Origin of the sequence: Streptomyces sp. NPDC018947 (assembly GCF_044390505.1) — a bacterium.
Taxonomy (GTDB): domain Bacteria; phylum Actinomycetota; class Actinomycetes; order Streptomycetales; family Streptomycetaceae; genus Streptomyces.
Genome location: NZ_JBIRZD010000006.1, coordinates 295188 through 314088 on the forward strand (window position 1 = coordinate 295188; position 18901 = coordinate 314088).

Consider the following 18901-nt stretch of genomic DNA (forward strand, 5'->3'; position numbering starts at 1 on the left):
GCCGCCCATCGGGGGGCGCCGCCATGACATATGCGCATGAGGTGGGCACGACACCGAGCAACGGAAGATTACTTGGCCAGCCAACTATTGGCAAATGTCCGCGCCCCGCCGCGGATCATGTAAGAGGCCATGGCCGGGCGGGGCCGCGGCCCCGCCCGGTCCGCCGCGCCCACGTCATCCAGTCGACGGACGTGAAGGCCGGGGACGACGGCCTAGAGCACGAATCCGTGAGGGAAGGGATCGGTGGGGTCGAGCAGGTAGTTCGCCGTGCCGGTGATCCAGGCCCGGCCGGAGAACTCGGGGACGACCGCGGGCACGTGCCCCACCTGGGCCGTGCCGACCAGTCGGCCGGTGAAGCGGGTGCCGATGAAGGACTCGTTGACGAACTCGGTGTCCAGGGGGAGCCGCCCGCGTGCGTGCAGTTGCGCCATCCGTGCCGAGGTGCCGGTGCCGCACGGTGAGCGGTCGAACCAGCCGGGATGGATGGCCATGGCGTTGCGGGAGTGCCGGGCGGTGGAGTCCGGCGCGAGGAACTGCACGTGCTTGCAGCCGGCGATGAGCGGGTCGGCCGGGTGCACCGGGCGGTTCTGCTCGTTCACCGCCCGCATGACGGACAGGCCGGCGGCCAGGATCTCGTCCTTGCGCGCCCGGTCGAAGGGCAGACCGAGCCGGTCGAGCTCGACGATGGCGTAGAAGTTCCCGCCGTAGGCCATGTCGTAGCGGACGTCTCCGAGACCTGGCACCCTGACTGTGGCGTCGAGTTCGAGTGCGAAGGCGTCCACGTTGCGCAGGGTCACCTTCTCGGCGCGGCCGTCGCGGACCGTCACGCGTGCCTCGACCAGTCCGGCGGGTGTGTCGAGGCGCACGGTGGTCTCCGGTTCGGTCACCGGAACCATGCCGGTCTCGACCAGGACGGTGGCCACCCCGATGGTGCCGTGCCCGCACATCGGCAGAAAGCCGCTGACCTCGATGTAGAGCACGCCCCAGTCGGCGTCCGGACGGGTCGGCGGCTGGAGGATCGCGCCGCTCATCGCCGAGTGGCCGCGTGGTTCGTCGACGAGGAAGCGGCGCAGCTCGTCCAGGTGGGCCACGGCGTGGCTGCGGCGTTCGGCCATGGTGCCGCCGGGGATCGGCGCCACTCCGCCGGTGACCACACGGGTGGGCATGCCCTCGGTGTGCGAGTCGACGGCGCTGATCGTACGGACGGACCGCATCAGGCGGCCTGCTCGCCGAGGAAGGCGATGGCGCGGGTCATGTCGGCCCGGACCTGCTCGCGCAACTGGGGTGTCAGCGGGCCGCGGGGCGGGCGGCAGGGGCCGCCGTAGCGGCCGACCTGCTCCATACCGAGCTTGATGGCCTGGACGAACTCGGTGCGCGAGTCCCAGCGGAAGGCCGCCACCAGCGGCTCGTACAGTGCGCGGGCCTCCTGGAGTCTGCCGGCCGTGGCCAGGTCGTACAGACGGGCCGACTCGGCGGGGAAGACGTTCGGGAAGCCGGCGAACCATCCGGTGGCGCCCATCAGCAGGCTTTCCAGTACGACGTCGTCGGCGCCGCTGATCACCTCCAGGCCGGGCGCCCGCTCCCTGATCTCCAGGACGCGCCGGACGTCACCGGAGAACTCCTTCACCGCGACGACGTTGTCGATCCAGGAGATCTCGGCGAGCAGGTCCGGGGTCAGGTCGACCTTGGTGTCGATCGGGTTGTTGTAGACCATGACCGGCAGGCCGACGGAGGCCACCGCCTCGAAGTGCGCCAGGATCTCGGCGCGGTTGGCGCGGTACATGGTCGGCGGCAGGCACAGGACGCCGTCGGCGCCGTCCTCGGCCGCGACCTCGGCCCAGTGCCGGGCCTGGTGCGAACCGACGCCGTGCACGCCGACGACCACGGTGCCCGAGTCGCCGACCGCCTCGATCGCCGTGCGGGCCACCCGGCGGCGCTCCTCGTCGGTCAGGGAGGAGTACTCGCCCAGCGAGCCGTTCGGGCCGACTCCGTGGCAGCCGTTGTCGACGAGCCAGCGGCAGTGCTCGGCGTACCGGTCGTGGTCCACGGCCAGCCCGGCCGGGGCGGAGGGGTCCTCGCGGTAGGGCAGCGCGGTGGCCACCACGACGCCGCCGAGGGACAGGCGCTGCTTCTTGGAGTCGTTCGTGTTCCTGGGGGCGCTCATGAACTCTGCTCCGTGTTCGAGGATCGGGGGCGGGAGGTGGTGTTCTCGGGGGAGGGTTCGGGGGCGGCGGCCAGTTCACCGAGCCGGACGGGCTGGGCGACGGGCCGGTGGTGGGGTCCGGGCGCCGGCAGGCCCTCGGCCGGGTGCTCCGGGGGCCGGCCGGCCAGCCGGTCGCCGAGCTCGGCGACCGTGGGGCCGCAGACACGGCCCTGGCAGGGGCCGAGGCCGGCACGCGTCTGGAGCTTGGCGACCCGCGCGCCGCGGGTCGCCACGTCGCCGGCGGCCCGGCACAGCGAGGCGTAGTCGGCCTCCTCGCACCGGCAGACGATCGTCTCGGGACGCAGCCACCCGGGCCAGGCCGCACCGATGGGGTGCGCGTCGGCCAGCCGTACGGCGAAGGCGCGGCCCTGGTCTCGACTGCGCCGCAGCGGGCGCAGGGCGGGTGCCCCCCGAGCGCCGCCGGCGGCGAGCCATCCGGCGAGCGCGCCCTCCGCCCGTGCGGCCGGGGCGCCCGCGATGCCGGTGATCTCCCCGGCCGCGTACACACCGGGGCAGCTCGTGCGCTGGTCGTCGTCGACGGCCACGACGTCACCGCCCGGTGTTCCGCGCAGGGCGCACCCGGCGGCCACGGGCAGTTCCAACTGGGGGCTGAAGCCGTGGCTGACGCAGAGCGCGTCGACCGCGGCCGTCCGCTCGGTGCCCGGCACCACCGACCAGTCGGCGCGCAGCCGGGCGGTGACGACCTCCTCGACCCTGCCGTCGCCGCGGGCCTCGACGACCGTGCGGCCGGCCCGACAGGGCACGCGGTGCCGAAGCAACAGGGCCGTGTACTGGGCGAGTTCACGGGCCTTGGCACCGTGGGCCGCCATGCGCCAGGGCCGCCGTCCCCAGCCGCGGGCGAGGGTGCCGGCAGGATTGGCCTCCAGCACCTCCACCACGCGGGAACCGACCCCCAGCAGGGAGGCGGCCACCGGCAGCAGGAACGGCCCCGAGCCGGCGACCACCACGCGGTCGCCGACGACGACCCGTTCCCCCTTGGCCAGCGCCTGCGCGGCGCCGGCGGTGAAGACGCCGGGAAGTTCCCACCCCGGGAACGGCAGGACTCGGTCGTGGGCACCGGTCGCGAGCACCAGCGCGTCGGGGTCGAGAACCCGGCGGCTCCTTCGCCCGCCGTCGGCCGGGCCGCGCAGCACGTGCACCCGCGGCACGCCGGGCTCGTCCGGGTCCGGGCGCTCCAGCGCCCATACCGAGGTCTCGGACCACCAGGCGCACCGCGGGTGGGCGAGCACCCGGCGGCGGCGGCGGTCGAAGGCCCGCCAGCCGTGCTGGAGCCGCTCGGGGTGAGCGGCGCCGTACGCCTCGGGCAGCATGCGGTGGTACTGGCCGCCGGGCTGGTCGGCCGAGTCGATCAGCGTGACCCGGGCGCCGGCGCCGAGCGCGGCCTCCGCCGCGGCGAGACCAGCGGGCCCCGCGCCGACCACGGCCACATGGCGCGCCGTCACCTGTCCTCCTCTCCGGGCAGCCCAGGGGGTTCGACGGGCCCCGGGGACGTCGCCCGGTCGGTCCGGGGCCGGCGGGTCTGCGTGGTCACCACGTCGCCGTCACGGGCCCGGCGGCGGCAGGCACGGACATCGCGCTCGTCGCCCACGGTCACCAGGCAGTCGAAGCAGACGCCGATTCCGCAGAACACCCCGCGGGGCGCGCCCGATCGGCCGCGTCGCCAGGCCAGGCGGCCGGAGGCGAGCAGGACACCCGCGACCGTCTGGCCGTCGATGCCCTCGACGGGCTCGCCGTCGACGGTGATCCGCAGCGGCCGGTCCCGCCGCCCGACGGTGTCGTCCTCGGCGCGGACACCTCTGGGGCTCATACCGTCTCCTCGTTCACGGGTGCCGTGGCGCCGCCCCGCACGGCCGGGCGGTCGACCCGGAAGGGGGTGGGGTCCATCGCGGTCGGCTGACCGAGCATCAGCTCGCGCAGCAGGCGGGCGCTGCCCACCGACAGACCGATGCCGGCGCCCTCGTGCCCACCGACGTGCCAGAGGCCGGGCAGCCCCGGGTCGGCACCGATGACGGGCAGGTGATCGGGAACGTAGGGCCGGAACCCGCCGTAGGCGCGCATCACCGGGACCCCGGCCAGCGCCGGGAACAGCCGCAGCGCCTTGGCGGCGACGGCGGAGAGCACCTCGGGGCGCAGCCGGTCGTCGAACCCGACGCGGCGACGCGAGGAGCCGATGAGGACACTGCCGCCGCGGGTGGACTCCACCACCGCCGAGGTCTGCAGGTCCTCGGCGCTGCTGCCGACCGCCCCCACGTAGTCCGCGTCGTAGACCTTGTGGAAGACCATCGGCGGCACGGGTGTGGTCACCAGTACGTCTCCGCGCCGGGGCCGTACGTCCAGGGGGGTGCCCAGACGTCGGGCCAGCTCGCCGGCCCAGGGACCCGCGGCGTTGACGAACCAGTCGGCCTCCAGCAGTCCCGTCGAGGTGCGGACGCCGGTGATCCGGCCGCCTGTGGTGACCGCGCCGAGTACCTCGCGGCCGGTGCACAGCGCGGCGCCCGCCGCGAGGGCGTCGGTGAGCAGGGCCGCGGCCGCGGCGGCCGGCTGCACCTGGGCGTCCTCGGGGTAGTGCACGGCGGCGGTGTGCTCGCGGGTGACGTACGGTTCCGCCTGCGCGAGCGCGTCGGCGTCGAGGATCTCGGTGCGCACGCCCGCCGTTCGCTGGCCGCCGGCGAAGCGGGTCAGCTCGCGGGCTCCGGCGTCGGTGGTCGACACGACGATGCCGCCCTTGGGCTCCCACTCCACCGCCCGCGCGGCGTGTTCGGACCGCTCGGCCACGGCTGCGAGCACCTGCGGCCACAACCGCCTGGACAATTGGGCGAGTTCGAGCTCGGGCCCCGGCCCCTTGTCGGAGACGAGGACATTGCCCTCGCCGTGCGCCGTGGTCGCCGAGGCGGCGCTGCCGCGGTCGACGACGGTGACCTCGAGTCCTGCCATGGCCAGTTCCCGGGCACAGGCACAGCCGACGATGCCGGCGCCCATGATCACCACTCGTGTTCCGTACACTGAACACTCTCCGTTCGTTAAACCGAACGATGGAAAACGTATGATCGGGCAGGAGCCCTGTCAACGGTCCCGACACGGGAGAGTTCCGCGACGGCCTCGCGGCAGCGGGCTACCCCTCCGTCGGGCAACCGCCGCCCGGCCCCGGGTCGGAGAGGTGGAGCCGCTGCTCCGCGCTGTACTGCAGCAGGAGGACCGAACGCACCTCGCCGTCGAGTGCCGTGTAGCCGTGCGGCCGGGACGCGTCGAAGCGCACGTAGTCGCCCGGTTCCAGTTCCACCTCCTGCCCCTCCACCCGCACCCCGAGCCGTCCGGCCTGCACGATCGTGTGCTCGGTGCCCACGTGCCCGAGCGACTCCTGCCGCCGCCCGGCCCTGACCCGCTGGTCGAAGACCTCGATCACGACATCACCCGATTCGATCCGCTGCAGCGGGCGCAGATCGACGCCCTCGCCGCTGAGCACCTCCGTCTCGGCGGCGCGGACCACGGTCAGCTCCCCGGCGGGCCGGGCGTCCAGCAGGTCCGAGATCGGCACCTCGAGCACCCTCGAGAGACTGAAGACCGTCTCGATGGTGGGGTTGCCCGTACCGGACTCCAACTGCGACAGAGTCGCCTTGCCGATGCCCGAACGCCTGGACAGCTCCGAGAGCGACAGCCCTCTCCCGGTCCTGGCCCGTCTCAGGTTGGCCGCCAGCATGCTCCGGACCGAACCCTCGGAGACGCTCACCATCTCACCCATACCTCTCTGCACCGTTCGCTATACCGCACGACCATGAGGGCGATGCGTTCGTTACACGGATCAGAATGGGCCTTTCCCGCACGGCGCACCACCTCACGGGCGTCGCTGATCCCGGGGCGGGATGTCGGCGTCGGGAACCTGCCGGACGATGGCGTCCGTTCCTGCTGGACTGGTGGCCGCTCCTCAGATGCCCAACTCCGGACGGGATTCATGTCCACAGCGATCACCCCTGCTGCCCGACCTCTCGCACCGTCGGACCGTTCGCCACTGGTTTCCTGGCTGGCCGTTGTCGCGGTGACGCTGGGGATCTTCTCCATCGTCACCACCGAGATCCTGCCGATCGGTCTGCTCACCTCGATCGGATCGAGTTTCACCGTCTCGGACGGAATGGCCGGCCTCATGATGACCATGCCCGGATTCCTGGCCGCGGTTTCGGCGCCCCTCGTCATGGTGGCCACGGGGCGTGTCGACCGACGGGTGATGCTGGGCGTGTTCGTCCTCCTGCTGGCGCTGGCCAATTTCCTGACCGCCGTGGCGCCGAGCTACTGGGTGGTCCTGGTCTCCCGTGTGATGGTGGGGGTCACCATCGGCGGCTTCTGGTCCATCGGAGCCGGACTGGCCGGCCGGCTCGTGCCCGCCAGGTCCGTGGGCCGCGCGACCGCGGTGATCTTCTCCGCGGTACCGCTCGGCTCGGTCCTCGGGGTACCGCTGGGCACGTTCATCGGCGACGTCGCAGGCTGGCGGACGGCGTTCCTCGTCATGGGCGGCTTCACGCTGGCCGTCCTCGCCCTGCTGCTCCTGGTCGTCCCGCCGCTCCCCTCCGACCGGGCGACACGCCTCGACGTCCTCGGCGGGATGCTCCGGGGCGTCAGCACCCGCTTCGCCCTGGTGATGACCTTCCTCGTCGTGCTCGCTCACTTCGGCACGTACACATACGTCACGCCCTTCCTGGAGCAGGTGACCCATGCGGGTCCGGCTCTCGTCACGGTGTATCTGCTCATCTACGGAGCGGCCGGCATCGCCGGCAACTTCCTCGGTGGATCCACGGTGGGACGCCGTCCGCGGGCCACATTCGCCGCGGCCGCCGCCATGTTGGCCGGCGCGACCCTGCTCCTGCCCGTCCTCGGCGGGTCGGACGTGGGGGCGGTGACACTGCTGATCGTCTGGGGCGTCGCCTACGGAGCCGTCCCCGTCTGCTCGCAGACCTGGTTCGCCAAGGCCTCGCCCGGCTTCCCCGAGGCGTCCTCCGTCCTCTTCACCGCCTCCTTCCAGGCCACCATCTCCATCGGGGCCCTGGCCGGAGGAGCCGTCCTCGACCGCTCCTCGCCCTCGGTGGTCATGGCGCTGGGCGGACTGGCGGCCGTGCTGACGGCGCTGGTGGCCTGGGTCCACTGGGCGGGGAAGTTCTCGTGGCCCAAGGCTTCGTAGCCGCCCTCGGTCGATGCCGCACTCACCCCGGGCCGGCATCACGGCGGGGAGCGGGTGATCCGCGCGGCGGACGGTCAGACCGGAGCGATGAGGACGCCGGGAAGGTCACCGGCCTGCACGGCGCCCTGGTCGACGGCCACCCCCGTGTAGGCGCCCACGGCGGTGAAGACCAGTTCGGGCAGGCGCTCGCCGTGCTCCTCGAAGTACGCGACGACTTCGGCCTCACTGGCCTCAGGCATCGACGGGAACACCGCGGCCGCGGCGCCGAGGGCGGCATCGAGGGCCGAGCCCCGCCCGGTGTCGGTGCCGAAGTCGGCCCGGTACACGTACGCGTCGGGCGCATGGATGATCAGGGCCGGGGGGCTGAAACGGTTGGCGGTCAGGCAGAGGATCTCCTCGCCCTCACGGGGCAGCATCGACTCGGCCTCGCCTCGGTAGCCGGTCGCCCAGGTCGCCATGCCCCAGTCCTCCAGCACGTACGTCCACGCACCGCAGGTGCCGTACATGGCGCGGTTGAGGCGGGGGGAGGTCCGGCCCGGCCGCCCGGCAGGCGCGCGCAGTTCCCTGTACGGCGTGCGCGCGGCCGGCGCGTCGAGGTCAGCGCCCAGGTAGATCAGGAACTCGTCCGTCTCCACGCCTCGAGCCAGGGTCAGCGAGAGGCCGCCGAGCATGCCGGGCCCCTCCGATGTCGGGGTGTGGTGGTGTGCGCCCATCCACGCGATGCCGTCACTCATGCCGGTCAAACTATCGGCCTCGTACCGGCTGCGGTGCGACGCGTACGAGGACGTGCGTGGAGGGCGGTCGTTGGACTGTCCGACGGCGATATCCGATCGCTCCGGGCACCGGCTCACGTTACGTTTGCGCGGTGACTGAGCTGAGAACCGGGCGTCTTGTGCTCCGTGGGTGGCGGGAGACCGACCTCGCTCCGTGGGCTGCGTTGAACGCGGATCCAGAGGTCCGTAGGTACTTTCCGGGGGTACTCACCCGCGAGCAGAGCGACGCGTCCGTGGCCCGGTTCCGAGCGGAGCTCGACCGGCGGGGCTGGGGTTGGTGGGCGGTCGAGGTGATCGACACCGGCGAGTTCATCGGGTTCGCCGGCCTGGATCCGGTGGAGGACGTCATGCCGTTCACGGGTGTGGAGGCGGGCTGGCGCCTGGCCCGCTCAGCCTGGGGGCACGGCTATGCGACGGAGGCGGCCCGGGCCGTCGTGGGCTTCGGCTTCGACTCCCTGGCGTTGCCCGAGATCCTCGCGGTCACGACGGTCACCAATCTGCGGTCCCAGGCCGTGATGCGCCGCATCGGCATGAGCCGTGATCCGGCCGACGACTTCGACGACCCGACCGTGCCGCCCGGGCCGCTGCGTCCGAGCGTGGTGTATCGACTCCGCCGTGGCGGGCGGGGGCCGGTCGAGGGGTGGCGTCAGCCTGCTGTTCCCTCCGCGTCACCGGCGACGGAGCGGCCGGTACGGAGTACCGCACAGGGGTACGGTCGTCCCACTGGGTGAGGCCGTGTCCGTCTCCCCCGGCTTCGGGACGCGGGCCGGACGCGGCACCGGGGAAGGCGGGACATGCAGAAGACCGTGGGCGAGGGCGCGGAGGGAGTGCGCAGCGTGCAGCGCGCCTTGGACTTGCCGGCTCTGTTCGACGAGTCCCGTCGTTCGCGCACGGTGCGCGAGTTGATCGACGGGTCAGGTCTGGCGAAGTCGACCGTGGTGCGCCTGGTGGCGACGCTGGAGCAGCGGGGGCTGCTGTGGAGTCGCGGGGACGGGCGGCTCGCGCCGGGGGCGGGGCTGCCGCGATGGGCGGCGCTGGCGCAGGATGCCTGGCGTCTGCCGCCCGAAGCGGTGGAGTGCCTGCGGGAGGTGTCGGAGCGGTCGGGCGGTGAGTCCTCCCGGATCTACGTGCGCCAGGGCCTTGGACGGGTGTGCGTGGCACAGCACGAGGGAACGCAGCCGCTGCGGCATGTGGTGCGGATCGGTGAGGAGATGCCGCTGGCCGCGGGTGCGTCGGGGCATGTGCTTCTGTCCGGGTGTCCGGAGGAGTTCGTGCGCACGGTCGCCGAGGCCGCCGGCCAGGACGAGGGCTTCGTGAAGGTGCTGGTCCGACGCGTGCGCGCGGCGCGTGCGCAGGGATGGGCGGTCAGTGACGGAGAGCGTGAGGACGGCGTGGCCGGGGTGGCCGTCCCCGTCCTCGGTCGGGAGGGCCGGGTCGTGGGCGCGCTGACCCTGGGCGGCCCCAGCGGCCGGTTCACGCCGGAGCGAATCGAGGCGTTCGTCCCCGTACTCACCGAGGCGGCCGGGCAGTTGGCCGCCTTGCGGTTCCTCGAGGGCGGCGAGGTCTGACCCGCCCACGTTCAGCTCGTTCTCCGTGCCGGCAGGTCGGGGAAAGGCACTCGAAGAGGCTCGTCCGCACTGCTACTACCCCGCATCGTCACCCAGCAATGAGCTTCCGGCATCGGTTCGGTCACTCACCTGAACGTCCAGATACGGCCCTATCGTGGCCAGCCGCTTCAACTGGCCCTCCGCCAGCACCCCCAGCGAACGCACCGGGCCGATCGGTCTGAAGTGGACGAGGGTCCCGGTGGTTCCGTCGGGCTCCACAGGCACCAGGTCCCCGGCCGGGATGCCGCGCTCGTAGCGCTGGGTCCATGCACCGTTGAGCCGGCGATTGGTGTGGACGAGCCATTCGCTGAGCGCGGCAACCACGGACATACCCCGACGCGGATGACCGTCCTGAAGCGTTTCCGCTTGCGGATAGTCGAAGAAGCGGAGGTCTTTTGATGCCATGACCGGCTTCTTGACGATCTGGCCGTGCTCGTCCGTCCGGGTATCGGTGCCCCGACCGTCATCCGCCACGGACAAGGAGCCATCCGGATAGACGGTGACGAGGCAACGTCCACCGCCCCTGGTGAATGCCTCGTCGGCGGCGTATGCGAGCACCTCGAGGAGAAGATGCCACGGGCCACCTGGCGCGAACTTCTCCGGAGCTTGCCGAATACATGCCAGATGGTCCACATCGACAACGCTGGACCAATCGTGCGTGGTGTTGACCCAGGAACCCCCAGAGACCTCCATCAGGCAAGTATCCAGGCACCTTTACTGGACTCGGCAGCGCCCTGTCAGAACGAGCTTGCGGCGGGCTGTCGTATCGGTCCACCACCAGCCGTTCATCGCAGCGCGGCAGGCCCTCACCGACGCGGTGCGGGCCTGTGGTGCCTGTCGGCCGCGCGTTGTGTCGTCGACGGTAGAGCCGGAGATGTGGCCGGTTCGTAGTCCGCCGTGCTGGGGTCGCCGTAGGGTCGGGCGCTGTGACGATCTCGGATGCGGTGCCGCTCTGGCGGGACCGTCAGTTCGCCCTGCTTGCTTCGGCGCGGGTCATCTCGGTTCTGGGCAACGGGTTTGCGCGGGTGGCGCTCGGGTTCGCCGTGCTGGGTCTGCCAGGTGGGGGCCCGGGCCGGCTGTCGTTGGTGCTGGCCTGTCAGGCGTTGCCTCAGCTCGCGTTCATCCTGGCCGGCGGGGTGATCGCGGACCGGATGTCCCGGGTTCGGCTGATGGCGCTTTCGGACTGGGTCGGGACGGCGGCGTACGGGGGCCTGGCGGTCATGGTCCTGACGGGGCGTGCTCCGCTGGTGGCGATGTGCGTCCTGGCTGCCGTCGCCGGCACGGCCACCGCCCTGTTCTCCCCGGCGATGGACGGTGTGCTGCCGCTGCTGGTGTCCGAGGGGCGGCTCCAGCAGGGCAACGCGCTCTTGCGGGTGGGCACCAACATGTCCCTGCTGCTCGGCCTGGCACTGTCGGGTGTGACCGTCGCGCTGGTCGGAGCGGGCTGGGCGCTGGCACTGAACGCGGTCTCCTTCGCCCTCAGCGCCGTCCTGGTGCTGCGACTGCGTGTGGCAGGGCGGCCCGCGAAGACGTCGTCCGGCTGGGCGGATCTGCGGGAGGGCTGGCGGGAGTTCTCCTGCCGGCCGTGGCTGTGGCCGGTGGTCGCGCAGTACGCCGTGGTCGTCGCCGCGTTGAACGCCAACGTCGGTGTGCTGGGCCCCCTCGCGGCCCAGGAACACCTCGGCGGTGCCCGAGCGTGGTCGGTCATCGTGACGGCCCAGGCTCTGGGCACCATCGCGGGCGCGGGGCTCGCTGCGAGGGTCCGGGTGAGACGCCCGGTGCTGGTGGCCGTCTGCGCCACGTTCCCCGCCGCCCTGCCGATCGCCCTGTTGGCCTGGCAGGCGCCGGTGGGGCTGATCGCCGCGGCCATGTTCTGCTCCGGCGTCGCCTCGGACGTCTTCGCCGTACTGTGGGCCACCACCATCCAGCGCGAGATCCCCGAGGAAGCCCTCTCCCGAGTCAGCTCCTACGAATGGTTCGGCTCACTGGCCTTCGCACCTCTCGGCCTCCTCGCCGCCGGACCCGTCGCCGATGCCGTCGGCACCGGCCCCGCCCTGACCGGCTGCGCGCTCCTGATCGTGCTGGCCACTGCCACGACCCTTCTCTCCTCCTCCGTACGCCACCTCCAGGCACCGCACAACACCGGCGTCCGGACCGCGAACGGCTCACCGGCGACCGCGGATCCGGAGGGGTAGCCGGCAGGCCCTCCGGCCGACCGACCTTCGTCTTCGCACGTCCGCCTCGTTCACGAGCCGGTGCTCGGAGGCTCAGGGGGCGGGCCGCTGAAGAAAAGTCCTGCACGAGCGGGCCGGGCTCGCCGTCTCGGGATCAGGGCCCGCGAACCGGCGGTGCTGCGTTCTCCCTGGCGGCACTGTTCGCCCGTGCTGTGCCGCCCCGCAGCCGCCCCCGCAACCGTTCGTGCCACCCGACGGCCGTGGACGGCACAGTCGCGCCGGACGCGTGAACGGCAGGAACCGAACAGCCGTGGAAATCGTCCTCCATCGGTATCCAACGGGACCCCGGGCATCGGACAGGAGCACAGTGGCATCGAGGAGACGCATGGCCATCGGTCTCGCCGTCGGCGCGGCCGTGCTGACGGCCGCGGGCGGCGCGGTGGCCGTCGTGGCCGACGACGGCCGCCGGGTGCTCCCCCGCGCCTCGTACCACCCGCTCCGCGGATCCGCCGCCGCGCAGGAATGGGTCGCCTACGGTGACCACGTCGCGGTCGTCCGGGTCACGCGGGAGGCGGCGGCCGAGGCCGGACCGAAGGACGGCGACTACGTTCCCCGGACGATCACGGCGGCGGTCACCCGGGTCGTCTGGTCGAGGCCCGGGGCGCCGCGCCTGTCCGAGGAGATCACCCTGCGGGCGCACGGCTGGTACACCACCCTCTGGGGCGGCAGGGAGGAGGTCGCACGTGAGGGAGCGCCCCGGCTCGAGCCCGGCCACACCTACGTCGTAGGTGTCGTCGGCACTCTGGGCGGGGTGGAGCTGATCGGTGACGACGCGGCCCTCCCGTACGACGACAACACGCTCGGCCGGGGAGAACTGGAGGGCCGGGCCGTCGTCCCCGATGCGTACCGGAAGGCGGTCCGTGGGCTGCCCGCCGACGCTGTCGCCGCGTTCGCCATCGGCGAGGTGTACAACCCCAAGAACCTGGGTGACGTCCAGCGGCTGCTGGAGGGCACCTCACCGCTGAACGTCTACCGGCGAACGGCGCTGAGCAGCCTTCACACCGACGTGAACCTGGACCAGAAGGCGGACCAGCCCGTGGATGAAGGCACGGAAGACCTTCCCGGCCGTGTCCGCCGCACCCCCGCACTCGACTCCGGCACCGACTACTTCCTGACTCTGTCCTGCTCGGGCCGGGGCAAGGCCGTCACCGTCCGCCTCACCGTCGACGGGAGGACCACCACACAGCGGGTGCCCTGCGACACGGGCGGCGACGTGATGGCCGTGAAGCAGCCGCGAGGGGAGGTGACGTACGAGATCGCCTCCGCGGAGCCCGCTGTCGGGGCGGTCGCGTGGAACGTGTCAGAGGCCCCGCGGGTCACCGGCGGGAAGCCGTGACGTCGTATGCGGGGGCAGGCTGTGTCCCTCACGTGCCGGACTGCCCAGCTAGGTCGTACGCCGACCCCTGACGTACGTTCGGGTGCATGAGGCATGCCCTTCCAGCGGTCGACGAAGGGGTCGTGCCCCAGGGGTCACGGGCCGATCGAGGCACCCCCGCCGGCCTGCGCGCCGCACACCTCACCAGCGCTGACGTCGGACAATGGCCTTCGCCGTGTGCGAGATCGTCGAGAACGGAGTTGCTCTCATGAAGGCACTGGTGCTGTCGGGCGGGTCCGGGAACCGCCTCAGGCGGTTCAGCGGCAGTCTGCGGCCTGGTGCCGGGGACGCGGAGGCGCGTCACGGCGCGCGCCTCACCGGGGTGCACGGCGGCCGTCGCCCGGACAGTTCTCAGGAAGGCCGTGCGGCATGAGGATCCTGGTGACCGGAGCGGCCGGCTTCATCGGCTCGCACTTCGTACGCACCCTGCTCGCCGACGGATATCCGGGCTGGGAGGGCGCCCGGGTCACGGCGTACGACGCCCTGTCCTACGCGGGCAACCGCGGCAACCTCCCCGCCCACGATCCCCGCATGGAGTTCGTGCACGGCGACGTGTGCGACAGGGAACTCCTGTCCCAGGTGCTCCCCGGACACGACGCGGTGGTGCACTTCGCCGCCGAGTCGCACGTCGACCGTTCGGTGCGGTCCGGCGCCCCTTTCGTACGCACCAACGTCGGCGGCACGCTGACGCTGCTGGAGTCCTGTCTGGGCGCCGGGGTAGAACGGGTCGTGCACGTGTCGACCGACGAGGTGTACGGCAGCATCGCCGAGGGTTCCTGGACCGAGGAGAGCCCCCTGCTGCCCAACTCCCCCTACGCGGCGTCGAAGGCCGCCTCCGACCTCATGGCCCGCTCGTACTGGGCCACCCACGGTCTGCATGTGTCCATCACGCGATGCTCCAACAACTTCGGCCCCTACCAGCATCCGGAGAAGCTGGTCCCGCTGTTCATCACCAATCTCCTGGAGGGCCGGACGGTCCCGGTGTACGGGGACGGCCTGAACGTACGGGAATGGCTGCACGTCGACGACCACTGCCGGGCCGTCCACCTGGTCCTCCAGCACGGCGAGGCCGGCGAGGTCTACAACGTCGGCGGCGGCGACGAACGCACCAACCTCGAGGTCACCGCCCTCCTCCTCGAACTGTGCGGCGCCGGCCCGTCCGCCGTCCGGCACGTCGAGGACCGCAAGGGGCACGACGCGCGGTACGCCCTGGACGACACCAAGATCCGCGAGCGGCTCGGGTACTCCCCGCGCATCGGCTTCGAGGAGGGGATGGCCGCGACGGTGGCCTGGTACCGCGAGAACCCGGACTGGTGGAAGGCGTCCAAGTACAGCGACCTGGACCGTGGCTGACATGCCCACGCGCAACCGGAGTCTGGACTCACATGCGGGGTGTGTCGACCGGCTGGATGTCCGAGAACTCCCACCACGCGAGCGGCAGCCAGTCTCCGCCGACGAAGCCGTCGACGGATGCTCCGGTGCCCCGGATGGCCACCTGGGTGCCCACCGGATAGCTGGTGCCGGACAGCCCGGAGACCGGGACGAGCAGCACTCCGAGACGTCGTGTCACGGTTCCTGATCCTTTCCGCATCGCACAGAAGGGGAATGTGCATTCCCTAGGTGCAAAGCATCGCATCGTGGACCAGTCTGGACAGTGAGGGAAAGCACAAAAATCGGACCAACTGTGCCGATCAAGACTTCTCCGCCGGGGAGCGACAAAGCGCCCTGGAGTCATTGTTCCCGAGAGTGAACGAGCGAGTGCGCCGAGTGGAGGTGCTCGACCATGAAGGCCGTCGTGTACAAGGGACCGTTCGAAGTGGCGATCGAGCAAGTGGAGGATCCCCGGATTCAGCACCCGAACGATGTGATCGTACGTGTCACGTCCACCGCCATCTGCGGCTCGGACCTGCACATGTACGAGGGCCGGACCGCGGCCGAGCCGGGCATCGTCTTCGGCCACGAGAACCTCGGCGTCATCGAAGAGGTCGGTGAGGGCGTGACGTCGCTCAGCCGCGGCGACCGGGTCGTCATGCCCTTCAACGTGGCGTGCGGCTTCTGCAAGAACTGCACGGCCGGCTACACGGGCTTCTGCCTGACCGTGAACCCGGGGTTCGCCGGTGGTGCGTACGGCTATGTGGCCATGGGCCCCTACGTAGGAGGCCAGGCCGAGTACGTGAAGGTTCCCTACGCGGACTTCAACTGCCTGAAGCTCCCCGAGGGCACCGAGAACGAGACCGACTTCGTCCTGCTCGCCGACATCTTCCCCACCGGGTACCACGGCAACGAGCTGGCCGACGTACGCCCTGGTGACACCGTCGCCGTCTACGGCGGTGGTCCGGTCGGGCTGATGGCGGCCTACTCGGCGCTGCTGCGCGGGGCGAGCAAGGTCTTCGTGGTCGACCGGGTGACCGAGCGGCTGCAGAAGGCCGAGGAGATCGGCGCCATCCCGGTCAACTTCGCCGAGGGCAACCCGGTGGAGCAGATCCACGAGCAGACCGACGGACAGGGCACGGACAAGGGCATCGACGCCGTCGGCTACCAGGCCCAGGCGGGCGGCGAGGGTCGTGAGGAGCCGGCGATCGTCCTGAACTCGCTGGTCGACACGGTCCGGCCGACCGGTGCTCTGGGTGTGCCGGGCCTGTACGTCCCGCGCGACCCGGGCGGACCGGACGAGCAGGCCAAGCAGGGCATGCTGATGGTCTCCATAGGCCGCATGTTCGAGAAGGGCCTGCGCATGGGCACCGGCCAGTGCAACGTCAAGCGCTACAACCGGCACCTGCGTGATCTGATCATCGCGGGCCGCGCGCGGCCGAGCTTCGTCGTCTCCCACGAGCTGCCTCTCGCGCAGGCACCGTCGGCGTACGAGAAGTTCGACAAGCGCGTCGAGGGCTACACCAAGGTCGTCCTTCATCCCCAGGAGTAAAGGCACCGGTCAGGCCTGACGAGGGGATCTCCCGGACCGCTGGGTCCGGGAGATCCCCTCGGTGAGGGGCGGTCTCAGGGACGCGGTTCCAGCACCTCCAGGGTGCCGGTCTCGGTGTCGTAGCTGCGCAGGGTGACGAGCCGTGCCGACAGCGGCGGCGCCGGCAGCAGTTCCGGGATGCGGCGGCCGGCGAAGGCGCCCGGCCGCCGGGTACGGCCGAGGGTGACGTGCGGGCTCCAGCGCCCGGGTTCGTGAAAGGGGCTGAGGGCCCCGGGCGGGCTGTCCGAGGCCACCGCCTCCCATACCCGGCGCTGCAATCCGGCCAGCGCGACGTCGCGGTCCAGCGCCCAGGCCAGCACCGAGGTGGGCGTCTCGAAGCGGACCAGGCCGGTGAACCGCACCGGCAGCGGCAGGGCGGCGGCCACCTCGGCGAGCTCCCAGCGGATCGGGGCGGTCAGCTCCGGGCAGGAGGCCAGGGTGAGGTGCGGGCGGTTGGTCGGTGAGCGGTGACGCGCCTGGCTGGGCAGCCCCGCGTCCGCGAGCCGCCGCCATGCCTCCCGGACCGCCAGCTCCGCCGCCTCGTCCAACAGAAGCTCGACCGTACGCATCGCCGCAGCCTACCGGCGGGGCAGGAACCGGGTACGTCGAGGCCCGCCGCGCTCACGGAGGGCCGGCGGCCGCACGCTGGTGCGGCGCCCGTCTTCACCGCTCGGGCTCGCCGTCGGTGTCGAGCGGGAACGAGTGGTGCTCGTGCGCGACGAACCACCGGCCCGATTCCTTGCGCAGGCCGAGGGTGAGCCGCAGCCTGCGGTCCGGGTGGGCGGCCAGGTCCTGCGGCGAACCGCAGCGGACGAGGGCGTGGGCGAAGGCGACGTCCGCTCCGGCGGTCACCCTCAGGGAGACGATCTCGAAGCGTGCCCCCTCGGCCTGCCAGACGAAGAAGGGCGGCCACACCGCGCGATAGGCGTCGATGCCGCGGACGCCGTCCTGCGGCGGGGGCACGTCGAACATCACGATGTCATCGGCATGATCGGCCACGACCGTGTCCAGGTCCCCGGCGTGCACCGCGGCCGCCCATCGCTCGATCAGGTCCCGGATGTGCTGTTCCTCGTGGTGCATGGCAGCTCCTCCTTCCGCGGGCGCCGCGTCCGCGGCGCGTTTCACGCTCCTTGCGGTTGGGACGACCCGGGGGCCGCGAACTCATCGCCGGTCGCCGGGCAGGCCGCGGCCTGACGCGCCGGCGGTCGGCCGCCGCCGGCCGCGGAACGCGGAACGGTCCGCCGACGGGGCCGGCGGACCGTTGGGGAAGGCTGAGGTCAGCGCTTGTAGGTGTTGCGACCCGTGGCCTTGACGGAGTTGCAGGTGCGGCCGGTGTCGGATCCGGAGCGGACGGCCGGCGCCTTCTTGTTGTAGTAGTTCACGGTGTAGGTGTTGCCCGAGAACGTGTTCCCGCCCTTTCCGCAGGTGTCGGCCCTCGGGAACGCCCAGTAGGTGAACATCCCGTAGTTGCCGTTCCCCCGGATCTTCCCCGCGTAGTCGCGGCCCTTCCTGAAGACGTTGTTCTGGACCTTGTTGCCGCTGCTGCCGTCGCTGGCGCGGACCGCGTCGCCCGAGATGACCTGGAAGGTGTTCCCCTTCACCAGGTTGCCGTCGCTCCCGGGGGTCTTCTGCGTCTGGTTGAAGGCGAGGTAGACACCGTGGGTGTTCCCTCGGGCCGTCTTGTTCTCGAGATTGACGAAGGAGTTGCCGGTGATCCTGGCCTTCGAGACGTAGTTCAGGTGCACGCCGGCGTACCCCTTGCCGCCCTTGACCCAGGCGTTTCCGATCTGCCTGAAGGTGATCCCGTTGACCACGAGCCCCTTGACCGGGCCGTCCTTCTTGTTCCCGGTCGCCTTGATCCCACCGTCACCGTAGCGCTGCACGGTGTACGGCCCCTGGAAGTTCAGCTTGGGCGACTTCGGACCGACCTGCGTCCAGTACCCGGCCTTGGCCGCCCGTCCGTCGAACGTGACGGGGCCCGTACCGGGCTGGGCCTTGACGGTGACCGTACCGCCGGCGATGCCCGGCCCCCACTCCACACCGGCATCGGTGTAGGTGCCGCCGCGGAGCATGATCGTCGCGTTCTTCGTGTTCCTCGCCTTCAGCACGGCCTGGGCGTCGCGCAGGGACGCGACCGGACGCTGCGCCGTGAGGCCGGCCTCCCCCGCCGCCCGCAGAAGCGACTTCCCCGAAAGTCCGGCGAGCGAGGTTCCGCCGGGGCCGACGTAGACGGTGACATCCTCGCCGCCGGCCGGAGCGGCCAGCGCGCCCGGTCCGCTCGGAATCAGGATCACGGCCGCCGCTAGGGCCGGCAGGCCGATGCGCAGGTGCTCGCGCATGAGTGTTCCCCCATTCAAGGATCGTGTGACGCACGAGGGAGAAGTCGTTCCCGCCACTCGTGCGGTCGATGAACCGGCCCAGGACGATCAACCGTGCGGCGCCGCGGCGCCGCAGGCTGTTCCGGGCGGCGGGCCGCCCGGTTCCGGACACGTCGACAACGATGTACGGCCGACCTTGGGCAAACCTTGCGAGAAACCTTGCGCGGCAGGTCACAGTGGT

Annotated in this window: 18 protein-coding genes and 1 pseudogene; 7 read left to right on the forward strand and 12 right to left on the reverse strand. The window is 71.6% G+C overall.

Features of this window, described 5'->3' with window-relative positions:
* Positions 1-212: 212 nt before the first annotated feature.
* The 6 genes from ACH499_RS14770 to ACH499_RS14795 all read right to left on the reverse strand — a co-directional run bounded on the left by ACH499_RS14770 (position 213) and on the right by ACH499_RS14795 (position 5963).
* Positions 213-1214 (reverse strand): proline racemase family protein, encoded by a 1002-nt coding sequence (locus tag ACH499_RS14770; protein WP_399015916.1) that lies wholly within the window; start codon positions 1212-1214, stop codon positions 213-215.
* Complete coding sequence (locus tag ACH499_RS14775; RefSeq protein ID WP_399015918.1) at positions 1214-2164, reverse strand: dihydrodipicolinate synthase family protein; 951 nt, start codon at positions 2162-2164, stop codon at positions 1214-1216. Before ACH499_RS14775 ends, ACH499_RS14770 begins: the two co-directional genes overlap by 1 nt.
* The gene (locus ACH499_RS14780; RefSeq protein ID WP_399015921.1) at positions 2161-3666 is read right to left on the reverse strand and encodes an FAD-dependent oxidoreductase; all 1506 of its coding nucleotides are present in this window, start codon (positions 3664-3666) and stop codon (positions 2161-2163) included. Before ACH499_RS14780 ends, ACH499_RS14775 begins: the two co-directional genes overlap by 4 nt.
* A complete protein-coding gene (locus ACH499_RS14785) occupies positions 3663-4031 on the reverse strand; it encodes a (2Fe-2S)-binding protein (protein WP_399015923.1) in 369 nt (122 codons plus the stop codon). The genes ACH499_RS14780 and ACH499_RS14785 overlap by 4 nt, the downstream gene beginning before the upstream one ends.
* A complete protein-coding gene (locus tag ACH499_RS14790) occupies positions 4028-5203 on the reverse strand; it encodes an NAD(P)/FAD-dependent oxidoreductase (protein ID WP_399016041.1) in 1176 nt (391 codons plus the stop codon). The genes ACH499_RS14785 and ACH499_RS14790 overlap by 4 nt, the downstream gene beginning before the upstream one ends.
* A gap of 133 nt (positions 5204-5336) precedes the next feature.
* On the reverse strand, positions 5337-5963 hold the full coding sequence (locus ACH499_RS14795; protein WP_399015925.1) for a helix-turn-helix domain-containing protein: 627 nt from the start codon (positions 5961-5963) through the stop codon (positions 5337-5339).
* Positions 5964-6173: 210 nt separating this feature from the next.
* On the opposite strand from ACH499_RS14795, the gene ACH499_RS14800 reads away from it, so the two are divergent.
* Positions 6174-7391, forward strand: coding sequence for an MFS transporter (locus ACH499_RS14800; protein WP_399015927.1), 1218 nt, complete (start codon positions 6174-6176; stop codon positions 7389-7391).
* 74 nt (positions 7392-7465) lie between these two features.
* Here the strand turns inward: ACH499_RS14800 and ACH499_RS14805 are convergent, their stop codons facing one another.
* Positions 7466-8125 (reverse strand): hypothetical protein, encoded by a 660-nt coding sequence (locus tag ACH499_RS14805; protein ID WP_399015929.1) that lies wholly within the window; start codon positions 8123-8125, stop codon positions 7466-7468.
* Between the two features lie 131 nt (positions 8126-8256).
* On the opposite strand from ACH499_RS14805, the pseudogene ACH499_RS14810 reads away from it, so the two are divergent.
* Positions 8257-8784, forward strand: a pseudogene (locus tag ACH499_RS14810) (GNAT family N-acetyltransferase); the annotation flags it as partial.
* Positions 8785-8958: 174 nt separating this feature from the next.
* The gene (locus tag ACH499_RS14815) at positions 8959-9732 is read left to right on the forward strand and encodes an IclR family transcriptional regulator (protein WP_399015932.1); all 774 of its coding nucleotides are present in this window, start codon (positions 8959-8961) and stop codon (positions 9730-9732) included.
* A gap of 75 nt (positions 9733-9807) precedes the next feature.
* Here the strand turns inward: ACH499_RS14815 and ACH499_RS14820 are convergent, their stop codons facing one another.
* Entirely contained in the window at positions 9808-10464 is a 657-nt protein-coding gene (locus ACH499_RS14820; protein WP_399015935.1) for an ATP-binding protein, read from the reverse strand.
* 233 nt (positions 10465-10697) lie between these two features.
* Between ACH499_RS14820 and ACH499_RS14825 the strand changes: the two genes are divergently transcribed.
* From ACH499_RS14825 to rfbB, 3 genes are all read left to right on the forward strand, one after another.
* Positions 10698-11966, forward strand: a complete 1269-nt coding sequence (locus tag ACH499_RS14825; protein ID WP_399015937.1) for an MFS transporter — start codon at positions 10698-10700, stop codon at positions 11964-11966.
* 364 nt (positions 11967-12330) lie between these two features.
* Entirely contained in the window at positions 12331-13341 is a 1011-nt protein-coding gene (locus ACH499_RS14830) for a hypothetical protein (protein WP_356202515.1), read from the forward strand.
* A 408-nt stretch (positions 13342-13749) separates the two neighbouring features.
* Complete coding sequence (rfbB, locus tag ACH499_RS14835) at positions 13750-14733, forward strand: dTDP-glucose 4,6-dehydratase (protein WP_399015940.1); 984 nt, start codon at positions 13750-13752, stop codon at positions 14731-14733.
* Between the two features lie 28 nt (positions 14734-14761).
* On the opposite strand, the gene ACH499_RS14840 is transcribed toward rfbB, so the two are convergent.
* Positions 14762-14950: a hypothetical protein gene (locus ACH499_RS14840; RefSeq protein WP_356202512.1), complete on the reverse strand. Its 189-nt coding sequence runs from the start codon at positions 14948-14950 to the stop codon at positions 14762-14764.
* A 213-nt stretch (positions 14951-15163) separates the two neighbouring features.
* Here ACH499_RS14840 and ACH499_RS14845 point away from each other — a divergent pair, with 213 nt between their 5' ends.
* Positions 15164-16303 (forward strand): glutathione-independent formaldehyde dehydrogenase, encoded by a 1140-nt coding sequence (locus ACH499_RS14845; RefSeq protein ID WP_356202510.1) that lies wholly within the window; start codon positions 15164-15166, stop codon positions 16301-16303.
* Between the two features lie 74 nt (positions 16304-16377).
* Here the strand turns inward: ACH499_RS14845 and ACH499_RS14850 are convergent, their stop codons facing one another.
* From ACH499_RS14850 to ACH499_RS14860, 3 genes are all read right to left on the reverse strand, one after another.
* Entirely contained in the window at positions 16378-16911 is a 534-nt protein-coding gene (locus ACH499_RS14850) for a 2'-5' RNA ligase family protein (protein WP_356202509.1), read from the reverse strand.
* A 94-nt stretch (positions 16912-17005) separates the two neighbouring features.
* Positions 17006-17422: a YybH family protein gene (locus tag ACH499_RS14855; protein WP_399015944.1), complete on the reverse strand. Its 417-nt coding sequence runs from the start codon at positions 17420-17422 to the stop codon at positions 17006-17008.
* Between the two features lie 197 nt (positions 17423-17619).
* A complete protein-coding gene (locus ACH499_RS14860; RefSeq protein WP_399015946.1) occupies positions 17620-18681 on the reverse strand; it encodes a hypothetical protein in 1062 nt (353 codons plus the stop codon).
* Positions 18682-18901: the final 220 nt, after the last annotated feature.